The organism is Streptomyces spiroverticillatus (genome assembly GCA_014650415.1).
In the GTDB taxonomy this organism is placed as follows: domain Bacteria; phylum Actinomycetota; class Actinomycetes; order Streptomycetales; family Streptomycetaceae; genus Streptomyces; species Streptomyces spiroverticillatus.
In genome coordinates this window covers 266,928-279,270 of sequence record BMUX01000012.1, presented here as the reverse complement: position 1 = coordinate 279,270, position 12,343 = coordinate 266,928, and the positions used below count along the sequence as shown (strand labels likewise).

Here is a 12,343-nt window from a genome sequence, read left to right as displayed (position 1 = left end):
ACGGCCGCATCGCCAACTCCCTCCAGAACAGCGCCGGTTCGGCCGCGAAGCTCACCGTCCACGCCACCACCTCGTACGGCAACATCACCGCCCGCAGCAACTGACCCCCCGTCACCCGCACCGAGAAAGGGCACACCTTCCCCATGAGCACCTCCGAGCAGTACCGGACCGCCGAGCAGCTCCTGCGCCGCCCCGCCCGACCCGGCGAGCTCGTCACCGGCGACAGGGTCACGCCGCAGTGGACCGACGGTGGCGCCCGCTTCTGGTACGCAGTGAACACCGGCTCCGGCCAGAGGTTCGTACGGGTCGACCCGGCGACCGGCACCCGTGAACCGGTCCTCGACCCCGCACAGCTCACCGCAGGCGCCGAGTCCGCCCCGCCCGGCAATCCGCTCGAAGTCCCCTCCCCCGACGGCAAGTTCGCGGTGTCGCGGCGCGGGCACGACCTCTGGGTGCGCTGCCTGGCCGACGGCCGCGAGTGGGCCCTGACCACGGACGGCGCGCCCGGCCATGCGTACGGTGTGGGCCCCGAGTCCACGGGCAACCCCACCCTCCTGCGCAAGATCGGCCTCCCGCACCTGCCCCCGGCCGTCGCCTGGTCGCCGGACTCGACGAAGGTGCTCACCCACCGGACCGACGAGCGCCAGGTCCGGCAGGCGCACCTCGTGGAGTCCAGCCCCGCCGACGGCGGCCCGCCCGTCCTGCACACGCAGCGCTACGCCCACCCGGGGGACGCGCACCTGCCGCTGGCCGAACTCGTCGTCCTGGACGTCACTCCCGCCGCCGTGGTCCGTGCGCAGGCCGAGCCGCTGCTCATGCCCGCACTGTCGCCGGTGACGGCCCGGTGGGCGTGGTGGGCGCCGGACGGTGCGGCGGTGTACTACCTGTCCCGGCCGCGCGACCTGCGCACGCTCGCCCTGCACCGGCTGGACCCCGCGACCGGTGAGGTCACTACGGTGCTCAGCGAGTCCGGTCGGACGCGGGTGGAGCCCAACCAGTCGTTCTACGAGCCGCCGCTCGTGCGGGTGCTGGCCGACGAGGTGCTGTGGTACTCGCAGCGGGACGGCTGGGGGCACCTGTACCGCTACGACCTGCGCTCCGGCGAGCTGCTCGGGCAGGTCACCGCCGGGGAGTGGGCGGTGCGGGAGATCCTGCGCGTCGACGAGGCCGCGCGGGCGGTGTACTTCACCGCGTACGGGCTGGTCGCGGCGGACCCGTACCGGCGCAGCGTGTGCCGCATCTCGTTGGACGGTTCCGGTTTTGAGCGGCTGACGGACGACGACCTGGACCACGTCGTCACGGTGGCGCCGGGACAGGACTACTTCCTCGATTCCGCTTCCACCGTCGACACTCCCCCGGTGACCCGGGTCCTGGACTGGTCGGGGAAGGTGCGGGTCGAGCTGGAGCGGGCCGACGTCTCCGCGCTCGTCGCCACCGGGTGGTCCGCGCCGGAAAGGTTCTGCGTCAAGGCGGCCGACGGGGAGACCGATCTCTACGGGGTGCTGTACCGGCCGCACGGCTTCGACCCCGAGCGCCGCTACCCGGTGGTGGACACCGTCTACCCCGGTCCGCAGGTCGCCCGGGTCGCCCCGTCCTTCGACCCCGGCGGCATGGGCCTGGACGCCGAACCCCTCGCCGCGCTCGGTTTCGCCGTCGTCGCGCTGGACGGGCGGGGCACCCCGGGCCGCAGCAAGGCCTTCCACGACGCCTCGTGGGGGCGGCTGGCGGACGGCGGCGGGCTGGCCGATCACGTCGCGGCACTGCGGCAGTTGGCGGTGGACCGGCCGTGGCTGGACCTGGACCGGGTGGGTGTGTTCGGGCACTCGGGCGGCGGCTTCGCGGCGGCACGGGCGATGCTGGACCACCCGGAGACGTACAAGGCGGGCGTCGCGATGTCCGGCTCGCACGACGCCCCCACCTTCAACCCGGGCTTCGTCGAGACGTACGACGGCGCGGACAGCCCCGAGACCTGGGCCCGTACGTCCAGTCTCCCCCTCGCCGACCAGTTGGCCGGGAAGCTGCTGCTCGTCCACGGCGAGCTGGACGACCAGGTCCACCCGAGCCACACGCTGCGCCTCGCCGACCGGCTGGTCGCCGCGAACAAGGAGTTCGAGCTGCTCCTCGTACCCGGCGCCGAGCACACGTTCATCGACTGCATCGCCTACGTCCGCACCCGCGCCTGGGACTTCCTGGTGCGCGAGCTGATGGGGGTGCGCCCGCCCGCGTACCGTCCCGCTCCCATCCCCATCGGGCCGGAGCTGCTGGCCGAGATGTTCGCCTGAGCAAGGAGTGTGCTGCGGCCACGCGTTCTTCACTGAGCGCGTGGCCGCAGCCGTTCGGCCAGGTGCGCCAGGATCTCGTCCCTGGCCCGCACCGTGGGGTGCCCCTCCGCGTCGACGAAGTGGGCCGTGACCACGCTGTGGGCGCAGCCGACGACGTCGCGGAAGAAGGGCGGCGGGTCGGGGTTGGCCGCCTCGGCGGGCAGGACGCGGCCGTCGAAGGCGTCGCCGAGCAGCTTCTGGTACGCGGCGAAGCGTCGGCCCGTGCACCAGCTGTCGTTCTCGAAGCGGTAGGCGAGGACGGTGAGGCCGTCGCGCCGGACGCGGGCGGCGACGGCGGCCGCGTCCTCCTCGCTGAGTTCGAGGGCGTCGGGGTCGTCGAGCGGCAGGGAGGGGTGGTTGACGACGGGGGCTATGACGGCGGGTTCCAGGGCCATGGTGAGCGCGAAGTTGCCGGTGAAGCAGAGGCCGACGGCGCCGACGCCCGGTCCGCCGCACTCGGCGTGCGCCTGGCGGGCCAGGCCCCGCAGCCAGGCGGTGACGGGGCTGGTGCCGCCGCCCGCGAAGGCCCTGAACTCGGCGCTGACGCAGGCGCGTTGGACGACGGTCTCGCGGGCCTCGGCCAGCGGGTAGGCGCCGTCGACGCCGAAGAGGGAGGGCAGGTGGACGGTGAAGCCCGCGTCCCGGATCCAGCGGGCGAACCGGGCGACGTCGGGGCTGATGCCGGGCATCTCCGGCATCAGGACGACCGCCGGTCCCGATCCGGCGACGTACACGGTCTTCTCGACGCCGTCGACGGCGACGGTGCGCCGTGAGAAGTCGTCCAGGGGGTCGCGCTGTCCGCGTGTGAGGGGCATGGGGGTGATGGTGCGTGCCGGTGGGCGGTGCACGGAAGCGGCGGTATCGCCATGGGTCCCGGTAATCTCGCCACCGAGCGCCACCGATGACCACGGAGACGGCAGGGGGCCGCATGGGTGCGTTGCGGGTGAGTGTGCTGGCCTATCCGGGGTGTTTCGCGTCGGAGGTGTACGGGGTCCCGGACCTGTTGACCATGGCCGGTCATGTCAGCGGCGGGCGGGAGCCGGCGTTCGAGGTGTCGGTCGTCTCGCCGCGGCGCCAGGTGAGCGCGTCCGGCGGCACGGCCCTCGACGTGTCGGCCGTGCGGCCCGCGGATGTGCTGGTCGTGCCGGGTTTCGAACTGTCGCCGACGCTCGACCTCGACGCGACACTCGCCCGCCTCGGGCCGGAAGTGGCGGTAATCCGGGCGCAGGCAGCGGCCGGGGCGGCGGTCGTGTCGATCTGTGTGGGTGCGTTTCTGGTCGCCGGGGCCGGGTTGCTGGACGGGCGGGAGGCGACGACGTCCTGGCTGTTCGCGGACCGGCTCGCCCACCGGTTCCCGGAGGTACGGGTGTTTCCCCAGAGGCTGGTGGTGACCGATCGGGGTGTGACGACGACGGCCGGGTTCAGTGCGATGTACGACTTCGCGCTCCAGCTCATCCGCACGCACCACGGCAGTGGTGTCGCCCGGAGCACGGCGCGCATCGCGCTGGTGGACGACGCGCGCTCCACGCAGGCCCCGTACGTCGACCCGGCGCTGCTGCCGACGCCCGGCCGGGAGTTCTCGTTGGGCGTCAAGCGGTGGCTCGACCAGCATCTCGACGCCCGGTACGACCTGCCCGCCCTGGCCCGGGAGTTCCACGTCAGCACGCGCACCCTGCTGCGGCGCTTCGGCGACGAGGCCGGGGTCACCCCGCTCGCGTACCTCCAGGCGGCGCGGGTGCAGCGGGCCCGGCACCTGCTGGAGACCACCGACCGCACCGTGGCGGGCGTCGCCGCCGACGTCGGCTACCGGGACACGGGGACGTTCAGCTCCGTCTTCGCCCGGCACACGGGCCGGCGGCCGGGCGAGTACCGGGCGGCGTTCCGGCGCCGGTGATCCCCGGGGCGCGCGGGCCCCGGGGACCGGGTGGGATCAGAGCGGACCGGGTGCGGTCAGACGCGGTCGGCGGCGATCAGGACGTACTGGAAGGAGCCGTCCTCGTACGAGTTGATGAACGCTTCCTCGATGCCCGTGACCAGCGACGACGTGGCCCGCAGCTTCCAGTAGGGCAGCGTGTCGGGGGTGAGGTCGATGACGGCCTGCGGGACGAGGCGGTTGTCAGCCATGGCGCGCAGGTACTCGCGGCGGGAGTGGATGTTGCACTCGAAGTGGGCGTTGATCTGCGAGACCCACTTGGAGGGCTGGCCGTAACGCGGGTTCCAGCAGCCGGTGATGGTGACGTAGCGGCCGCCGACCGCGAGCACGCGGGAGTGCTCGGCGAAGAGGTCGTGCAGGTCGACGTACATGCTGGACTCGTTGTTCCACGAGCCCTGGGCCTGGCCGGTCTCGAAGGGCATGTGGAGCATGTTGCAGACGCGGGCGCGGACGTGGTCGTCGATGCCCAGTTCCTGGGCGCGCTGGTTGCCGAAGTCGGCCTGCTTGGCGGAGAGGGTGACGCCCTCGACGGTGCAGCCGAAGCGCTGGTGGGCCATGACGCTGGTGCCGCCGCGGCCGCAGCCGGCGTCGACGAGGGTGTCGGTGCGGGCGATGTCGCCGAGGTGGTCCAGGAGCAGTTCGGACTGGGCGGATTCCAGGCGGTGCAGTTCGGCGATCAGCTTCTTCTCGGCCTCGCTGTCCTGGGGGTCGCCCAGCGCTGCGTGGTCGATCTCGCCGATGCCGTAGTGGTGGTGGTACAGGCCGTCGACATCGCCGAGGCGGAGGTTGACGGGCCGGGCCTCGCCGTCCCAGTAGCGGGCGATGTCGCCCTGGTAGGGGGTGGAGGGGGTGGGGACGAAGGCGGAGGTGGTGGTGGTCACAGAGGAATCCGTTCTGCTCGGTGCGTGGAGGGTTGTTTCGGGGTCTGAGCCCGTCACCAGAAGTCGGGCAGGGTGTAGCGGTAGGTGTTGGTGCAGTGCCAGCGGTGGTTGCCGTCGACCCAGGCGGCGACGCCGCGCAGGAAGCGCTGCACGCTCGGCACGGGACAGGCGGCGGCCAGGGCGGCGGCCTCGGCCTCGAAGGTGTGCATGAGGTCGTTGTGGACCTCGATCGCCTTGAGGTAGGCGTCGCGTTCGGAGAGGTCTTCCCGTGCGGCGAGCACCACCGGCAGGTTCAGGTGGACGCCGGGGGCGTCGAGTTCCTTCATGTACGAGTAGAGGTCGTTGACGATGGTGGTCGCGTTGCCCGCGAGCGCGATGACGCGCTGCATGGCGGGCTGGGCGTGCAGGTCGGCGGGGAGTTCGTAACCGCCGACGCTGTCGGTGATGGTGGGGCAGGGGCGGAAGTTGTTGAACTGGCGCATCGCCAGGTACTCCCACACCTCGGGCACGCGCTCCTCCAGGGCCCAGGCGGCTTCGGCGAGGTAGCCCATGTGGAGGCGGGCCATGTCGTGGCGGAGCCGGTCCGCCTGGGAGGCGGTGGCCTCCCGGACGAAATACTCCATGGCGGAGCGGTACGCGCGGCGGGGGGCGTCCGCGTGGAGGGACTGCGCCCAATCGGGTTCGTACTCCTTGGTGGTGTGCAGGGGGTCGAGTGCGGTGTGGGCGAGGAGCAGCCGTTCGCCGAGGCCGACGGGCGAGCCGCCGTGGTCCTCGCAGTAGCAGTCGTCGACCGCGTTCTCGGCGACCATCAGGCGGGTCGCGAGCATCAGGTGGTCGATCGTGGGGGCGTCCGGGTGGCAGCCGACCATGTACCCGGCGACGGAGAAACCGTCGAACTCCTCCTCCCAGTCGTCGGGGTAGAGGTCGATCTCGTCCATCGCCCAGGACTTGATCCGTCGGCTGACTTCTTCCACGCGCACGGGGTCGGGCTCGGGCACGGGGTGGAAGTAGAGCCCGGGGATGGGCCGGCCAGCGGGCTCCGACGGCGGTGCCGGAGAGGGTTCGGGCGCGGGAGCGGTGGCGGCGAGCAGGCGCAGGCTGGAGGTGCCGAGGCCGCTGGGGCCGGTCGGGAGGAACGAGGGCGGGGGCTCGGCGGCCGGAGGCGCGGGGGCCGGCAGGGTCGCTGCGAGGGGGGCGCCGCCGGTGGCGGTCGCGAGGTCGAGGGCGCGGGCCGCCGCTTCGGCGAGGACCTGCGCCCCGAAGCGTGCGGCGGCCTCGGGCAGGCTCGACACGGCGGGGGTCGGGTCGGGGGCGGACATCCGGGGGCTCCTTCTCGGGTGGGCGGGCTGGACGGAACGACGGGTCGGGCCCCCGCTCAGGACCGCCAGTGACCGATCTGGACGTTCTCCAGCACGCCGAGCGCGTCCGGGACGAGGACCGCGGCCGAGTAGTAGGTGGTCACCAGGTAGGAGAGGATCGCCTGCTCGCTGATGCCCATGAAGCGGACGGAGAGACCCGGTTCGTGCTCGTCGGGCAGGCCGGTCTGGTGGAGGCCGATGACGCCCTGGTTGTCCTCGCCGGTGCGCATGATGAGGATGGAGCTGGTGTTGTCCTCGGTGATCGGGATCTTGTCGCAGGGCAGGATCGGGACGCCGCGCCAGGCCCGGACCAGCTCTCCGCCGAGGTCGACCTGGTCGGGGTAGAGGCCGTGGGCGCTCCACTCGCGGCCGATCGCCGCGATGGTCCTGGGGTGGGCCAGGTAGAACTTCGAACCGCGCCGCCGGGTGAGCAGTTCGTCGAGGTCGTCCGGGGTGGGCGGGCCGCTGCGGGGCTGGATGCGCTGCTTGAAGTCCGCGTTGTGCAGGAGCCCGAACTCCCGGTTGTTGATCAGCTCGTACTCCTGACGCTCCCTCAATGCCTCTACGGTCAGCCGCAGTTGCTCGGCGGTCTGGTTGAAGGGGCCGTTGTAGAGGTCGGCGACGCGGGAGTGGACGCGCAGGATGGTCTGGGCGACGGAGAGTTCGTACTCGCGGGGCCTGGCCTCGTAGTCGACGAACGCACCGGGCAGCGCGTGCTCGCCGACGTGTCCGGCGGACATGGCGATCTCGGCCTCACCCTTGTGGTTCTGCCGCTGCTGCGGCAGCGACCGGAACTTCTCGATGTGGTCGTGCAGGGCGGGCGCGGAGGCGCGTACGGACTCGAAGTCGTCGCGGCTGAGGGTCAGCAGGGTGCCCGACGTCTCGGCGGTGGCGGTGAACTTCCAGTGGGACTCGCCGTCCAGGAGGGCCTGGTCGCCGAAGCGGTCGCCGTCGGCGAGCACGGCCAGTTCCTGCTCGTCGCCGTACTTGCCGACGGCCTTCTGGCTGACGCGGCCGTGGGCGATGAGGTGCAGCCGGTCGGCGGGCGCGCCGCGCTCCACGAGGGTCTCGCCCGCGCGGAAGTCGCGCTGTTCGCAGCGGTCGGCGAGTGCGGTGAGCACGTCCACGTCGTCGAAGCCGCGCAGCAGGGCGAGTTCGCCGAGCTCGCGGGGGATGACGCGGACGTCGGCGCCGTCCTGCACGAAGTCGACGCGTCCGTCGCCGACGGTGTACGTCAGGCGGCGGTTGACCCGGTAGGCCCCGCCCTTGGTCTCCACCCAGGGGAGCATCCGCAGCAGCCAGCGGGAGGTGATCTCCTGCATCTGCGGGGCGGACTTGGTCGTGGTGGCGAGGTTGCGGGCGGCCGCCGTGCTCAGGGCCTGCTGCGGGGTCCCCACCTGTGGTTCGGGGCTCGTTTCTACGCTCATCGGGCGGGCTCTCCTTGGGCTCGACTCGGCGGGGAGGACGGCGGCTGGATACGTCCGCCCGCCGGGCAAAGAGGGGTAAGCAGGGGCAAAAGCCGGGGAATCGGCCCAGACACCGTGGAACAGTAACCACCGGTTCGCCCTTCCGGCCCGCAGAAGCCGGTGACATTAACTCGATACGATGATCGGGCCCGCTGGATGTTTGCCCCGCCACCAGCGGGATTCGGCCGAGTACGCATGGTCAACGGGCTTGCGGCGCAAGGGAGTTCACGCCCGCGAGGCAAGAACGCGGCACGAATCGGCCAGGCTCTCGGCAAGGCCCGGTGGTGCAGCCGGGCCGGATCCCCTAATGCGGGCGGTTCAGTCCGCCCAGGACCGGGTCAGGCAGCGTCGGCGGCGCGGGTCGGGGTGGTCGGTGAAGGCGGTACGGCCGTGCAGCACGGCGGTGTTGTCGAGCAGCAGCAGGTCGCCCCGGCGCAGCGGCACGCGCAGAAAGAGGTCCGGGTCGGCGAGTACGTCGTCGAAGGCGTCGAGGGCGCGGGTCCGTGCCGCGCTCAGCGGGTCGCCGGCCGCGTGGTGGCCGCGTTCGATCTGGTGCCGGTTGTAGTGCACGGTCAGCCGGTCGCCCGTACGGGCGAAGACGGGGCCGGTGCGGGCGAGGCCGGGTTCCGTGCCGAAGCGGAAGTCGCCGTACAGGGCGGGCAGTTGGCCGGGGTGGACCGTTGCCAGCCGGTCGTGGACGGTGGCTCCGCTCGCCAGCAGTGAGTCGCCGCCGACGGGTGCGGGCCGGACGCACAGGAGGGCGAGCAGGTGCGGCGGGCCCGGTGGTCCGGCGCGGTCGGTGTGCGGGGCGAGCGCCGCCTCCTCGGGCCCTTGGGTGTGATCGGCGCGCGCCAAGAGGTGGTCCCCGGGAGCGGCGGATTCGTGCGGGCGCGGGGTGCCTGCCAGGGCGATGATCTCCTGGCCCAGTCCGGCGCAGGCCCGGTCGTCGAGCCCGTCCAGGTGCAGGCCGCGCAGAACGGCGAATCCCGGGCCGTCCCGCAGGGCGGTCAGCAGGCGTCCGACGATGGAAGGGCCGGAGGTGTCCGCAGGGCTCCAGCCGGTGGGCAGTCGGATCAGCCAGTCGGCCTGACGGAGGGTGGCCGGGTGCCATGCCGCGGGCCGTTGGACATTGTCTTCCATGTGCATCCCTGGCCTCGTGCGGTTCGGGCGGTGCTTCCGCGAACGAGGCCATCCCTTCCCCCGCCCGCCGACGGTGAAGCGTCCGGCGCGCGGGGAAGGGAGGGGATCAGAAGGCGCGCACCCGGTCCCCTTCGTCCCACAGGGTGTCGTACTGTGCGCCGCCGAGGCCGCCGCTCCCGTTGCCGTGCTGGACGTACAGCGAGGAGAAGACGGTGTGCAGGAGGTCGGAGCGACCGTCGCCGTTGATGTCACCGGCGGCGATGACGTGCTCGTCAGCGGGCCACTTGCCGGGCATCTTCTTGCGGGCGGCGAAGGCGCCCCTGCCGTTGCCCGGGTACAGCCACAGCGTCTCGCTGCCGTCGCGGGCCAGCAGGTCGGCCTTGCCGTCGCCGGTGAGGTCGCCGGGGGACACGAGCCGGTTCATGGTGTTCCAGCCGCCGCCGACCTTCGTGCGGGCGGCGAAGGTGCCCTTGCCGTTGCCGGGGTACGCCCAGAGGGTTCCGGCGGTGTCGCGGGCGAGGAGGTCGCGGCGGCCGTCACCGGTGAGGTCGCCGGCCGCGCTGATCTCGCGCATGGAGTTCCAGCCGCCGCCGACCTTCGTACGGTTGCCGAAGGCGCCGTCGCCCCTGCCCGGGTAGAACCAGAGCGTGCCTGCGGTGTCACGGGCGTACAGGTCCTCCTTGCCGTCGGAGTTGTGGTCGCCGTGCCGGGACAGCTGGGTCATGCTGTTCCAGCCGCCGCCGACCAGCCTGCCCCTCGTCCCGCCGTCCGCGCCCGTGATGCCGGACAGGAACCACAGACGGCCGTCGTCGGCACGCTCCAGCAGGTCCGGGCGGCGGTCGTTGTTCAGGTCGCCGAACTGGGCCACGGCCGGGAGCCCCTGGGGACGGTCGTCGGAGGCGGAGCGGGACCAGTCCATCCACGGGACGCGGTGCACGGTCTCGTACTCGGTGGTGGCCATGCGCAGCGAGCTGATGGTGTTGTCCCACAGCTTGCGGAACTTCGGTCCGCCGAAGTTGTCGGCCCCGTGGTGCGGGGCGATGATCCACCGCTCCCCCGGCAGGGCCGTCTCGGGGTTGGTGTTGACCTGGACCCAGTACGCGCTGTTGTTGACCAGTGAGGACGTGGAATTGTCCCACTTGCCCATTGTGGGCATGCTGGACGTGACGATCTTCATCTCGCCCTTGAAGTCCTGGTACTGGAAGAGGCAGAACTTGCCCGCCGGGCAACGGCGTTCGCCGGTCGCGGCGGAGGCGGACGGGGCGGACAGCGTCAGGGCCGCCAGTGAGGCGGCGACGGCGACGGCCGTGCTGCGCGCCAGGCGCGCGGAGGTGGAACGCAACTCATCCCCCCAGGATGTGCGCAAAGTGTCGAGCGGATGTGCCCGAGGATTCACATGCGGAGTGGAGCATAGCGGCCCCTTCCGTCACTCGCGCCCCACTATTCCCGGGAACCCCGGAGGCGGGCGCGGACGTTGTACGGCTCGAAGCACACGGACGTACAGCACGGCCCCAGCATGGACGTACAGGAAGACCCACGAACCGCCCCAAGCATCCGAGCGAAGGACCCCCATGACTCTTCCCGTGACACTGGACGACGTACGCGACGCCGCCGCCCGGCTGAAGGGCGTCGTGCACCGCACCCCGGTGCTGCGCTCGCGCACGCTGGACGAGCGCGTCGGCGCGCAGGTGCATCTGAAGTGCGAGAACTTCCAGCGGATCGGCGCGTTCAAGATCCGCGGCGCGTACAACGCCGTCTCCCGGCTCTCGCCGGAGCAGTTGGCGAAGGGGGTGGCCGCCTTCTCCTCCGGCAACCACGCGCAGGCCGTCGCGCTGGCGGCACGCGAGCTGGGCACGAGCGCGGTGATCCTCATGCCCGAGGACGCGCCCCGGTCGAAGGTGGAGGCGACTCTCGGGTACGAGGCGGAGATCGTCACGTACGACCGGTACGAGGGCGACCGGATCGTGCTCGGCAGCACTCTGGCGGCCGAGCGCGGACTGACGCTCATTCCGCCGTACGACCATCCGCACGTCATCGCCGGGCAGGGCACGGCCGCGCTGGAACTGGTCGAGGAGACCGGCGAGTTGGGTGCGCTCCTTGCCCCCGTGGGCGGCGGTGGGCTGATCGCCGGGAGTTCCACGGTGGTCAAGGGGCTGCACGGGAACACCCGGGTGGTCGGGGTGGAGCCGGAGGCCGGGGACGACACCAGGCAGTCGCTGGCGGCGGGCCGGCGGATCACCGTGCCGGTGCCGCGCACCATCGCCGACGGGCAGGCGATCCAGAGCCCCGGCGAGCTGACCTTCGAGATCAACCGTCAACTGGTCGACGAGGTGGTTCTGGTGACGGATGATCAGATTCGGGAGGCGATGCGCTTCGCCTTCGAGCGGCTGAAGATCGTGGTCGAGCCGAGCGGGGCGACGGGGCTGGCCGCGCTGCTCGCGGGGCAGGTGACGGACCTGCCGGAGCGGGTGGGCGTGATCGTGTCCGGCGGCAACATCGACACCGCTCGCTTCACGGAGTTGTGCGCGCGCTGAGCGGGTACGTCGGGGAGCCCTCGGGAGTACGGTTGGGGGTACCGAGGGCACTTCGGGCACCGGCCTCCACTGCCGGTGCCGTTCCCGGCGATCCACAACACCGTGCCGGGTCGTACCGGCCGGAGCGAGGCCCGCGCCATGACCGCGACCGTTTCCTCCCCCTCTTCCGCTTCCTCCCCCGCGCCTCCGGCAGCGCGTGCCACCGGCCCGCTGCGGCTGGCGTTGGCTCCGCCGGGTTCCGCGCCCGCCCTGCTCGACGGCGCGTGGTGGCCGTACTCCCGTGATCTGGCCTTCGAACTTCCGCTGCTGATAGCGGAGTTGGATCCGCTGTGGGGACTGATCACCCGGGTCACGGTCAATCCGACGCACTGGCCGGTGGTCCCGCGCAAGGTGCCGGTGGCGGGGCATGTGGTGAAGGTCGGCTGGTTCCTGGCCGAGCAGGATCCGCACAAGCTGCTTCTGCTGTCCCGCACGGTGGGCCGCTGGGACCTGCTGGTGGTTCCGCCGCAGACCCCGGCCCGTACCGCCGCGTGGCTGATGGCCGCCGCGTCCGACCCCGCGCGCAGGGTCACGGCGAGCACCCTCGTCGCCGAGGCGCCGGACCTCGGCCCGGACCTCGGCCCACACTTCGGCCCGGACTTCGGCGACGAGGAGGCGCGGCGGGCGGCCTGGGAGGCGGAGGGCGGACGGTCGCTGTCCGGGTGAGGTCC

At 72.1% G+C, this 12,343-nt stretch carries 10 protein-coding genes and 1 pseudogene; 5 read left to right on the top strand and 6 right to left on the bottom strand.

Features of this window, described 5'->3' with window-relative positions; translation table 11 throughout:
* Both IE269_RS43840 and IE269_RS29145 read left to right on the top strand, forming a co-directional pair.
* Nucleotides 1-104, top strand: a pseudogene (locus IE269_RS43840) (DUF4097 family beta strand repeat-containing protein); the annotation flags it as partial.
* A 39-nt stretch (nucleotides 105-143) separates the two neighbouring features.
* Nucleotides 144-2,282: a S9 family peptidase gene (locus IE269_RS29145; protein WP_189826157.1), complete on the top strand. Its 2,139-nt coding sequence runs from the start codon at nucleotides 144-146 to the stop codon at nucleotides 2,280-2,282.
* A gap of 29 nt (nucleotides 2,283-2,311) precedes the next feature.
* Here IE269_RS29145 and IE269_RS29140 read toward each other — a convergent pair whose 3' ends face one another.
* Nucleotides 2,312-3,136: a dienelactone hydrolase family protein gene (locus IE269_RS29140; RefSeq protein WP_189826156.1), complete on the bottom strand. Its 825-nt coding sequence runs from the start codon at nucleotides 3,134-3,136 to the stop codon at nucleotides 2,312-2,314.
* Between the two features lie 86 nt (nucleotides 3,137-3,222).
* Between IE269_RS29140 and IE269_RS29135 the strand changes: the two genes are divergently transcribed.
* Complete coding sequence (locus tag IE269_RS29135; protein WP_229898339.1) at nucleotides 3,223-4,215, top strand: GlxA family transcriptional regulator; 993 nt, start codon at nucleotides 3,223-3,225, stop codon at nucleotides 4,213-4,215.
* A gap of 56 nt (nucleotides 4,216-4,271) precedes the next feature.
* On the opposite strand, the gene IE269_RS29130 is transcribed toward IE269_RS29135, so the two are convergent.
* The 5 genes from IE269_RS29130 to IE269_RS29110 form a co-directional block, all read right to left on the bottom strand.
* Nucleotides 4,272-5,135, bottom strand: a complete 864-nt coding sequence (locus IE269_RS29130; RefSeq protein ID WP_229898338.1) for a geranyl diphosphate 2-C-methyltransferase — start codon at nucleotides 5,133-5,135, stop codon at nucleotides 4,272-4,274.
* 53 nt (nucleotides 5,136-5,188) lie between these two features.
* Nucleotides 5,189-6,454, bottom strand: coding sequence for a family 2 encapsulin nanocompartment cargo protein terpene cyclase (locus IE269_RS29125; RefSeq protein WP_189826155.1), 1,266 nt, complete (start codon nucleotides 6,452-6,454; stop codon nucleotides 5,189-5,191).
* A 56-nt stretch (nucleotides 6,455-6,510) separates the two neighbouring features.
* Nucleotides 6,511-7,920 (bottom strand): family 2B encapsulin nanocompartment shell protein, encoded by a 1,410-nt coding sequence (locus IE269_RS29120; RefSeq protein ID WP_189826154.1) that lies wholly within the window; start codon nucleotides 7,918-7,920, stop codon nucleotides 6,511-6,513.
* Between the two features lie 357 nt (nucleotides 7,921-8,277).
* The gene (locus IE269_RS29115) at nucleotides 8,278-9,099 is read right to left on the bottom strand and encodes a TauD/TfdA family dioxygenase (protein WP_189826153.1); all 822 of its coding nucleotides are present in this window, start codon (nucleotides 9,097-9,099) and stop codon (nucleotides 8,278-8,280) included.
* Between the two features lie 106 nt (nucleotides 9,100-9,205).
* Nucleotides 9,206-10,441 carry an FG-GAP-like repeat-containing protein gene (locus tag IE269_RS29110; RefSeq protein WP_229898337.1) on the bottom strand — a complete coding sequence of 412 codons (1,236 nt, stop codon included), beginning with the start codon at nucleotides 10,439-10,441 and terminating at the stop codon, nucleotides 9,206-9,208.
* Nucleotides 10,442-10,670: 229 nt separating this feature from the next.
* Here IE269_RS29110 and IE269_RS29105 point away from each other — a divergent pair, with 229 nt between their 5' ends.
* Together IE269_RS29105 and IE269_RS29100 are read left to right on the top strand one after the other, a co-directional pair.
* On the top strand, nucleotides 10,671-11,633 hold the full coding sequence (locus IE269_RS29105) for a pyridoxal-phosphate dependent enzyme (RefSeq protein WP_189826151.1): 963 nt from the start codon (nucleotides 10,671-10,673) through the stop codon (nucleotides 11,631-11,633).
* A gap of 138 nt (nucleotides 11,634-11,771) precedes the next feature.
* On the top strand, nucleotides 11,772-12,338 hold the full coding sequence (locus IE269_RS29100; protein ID WP_229898336.1) for a DUF5994 family protein: 567 nt from the start codon (nucleotides 11,772-11,774) through the stop codon (nucleotides 12,336-12,338).
* Nucleotides 12,339-12,343: the final 5 nt, after the last annotated feature.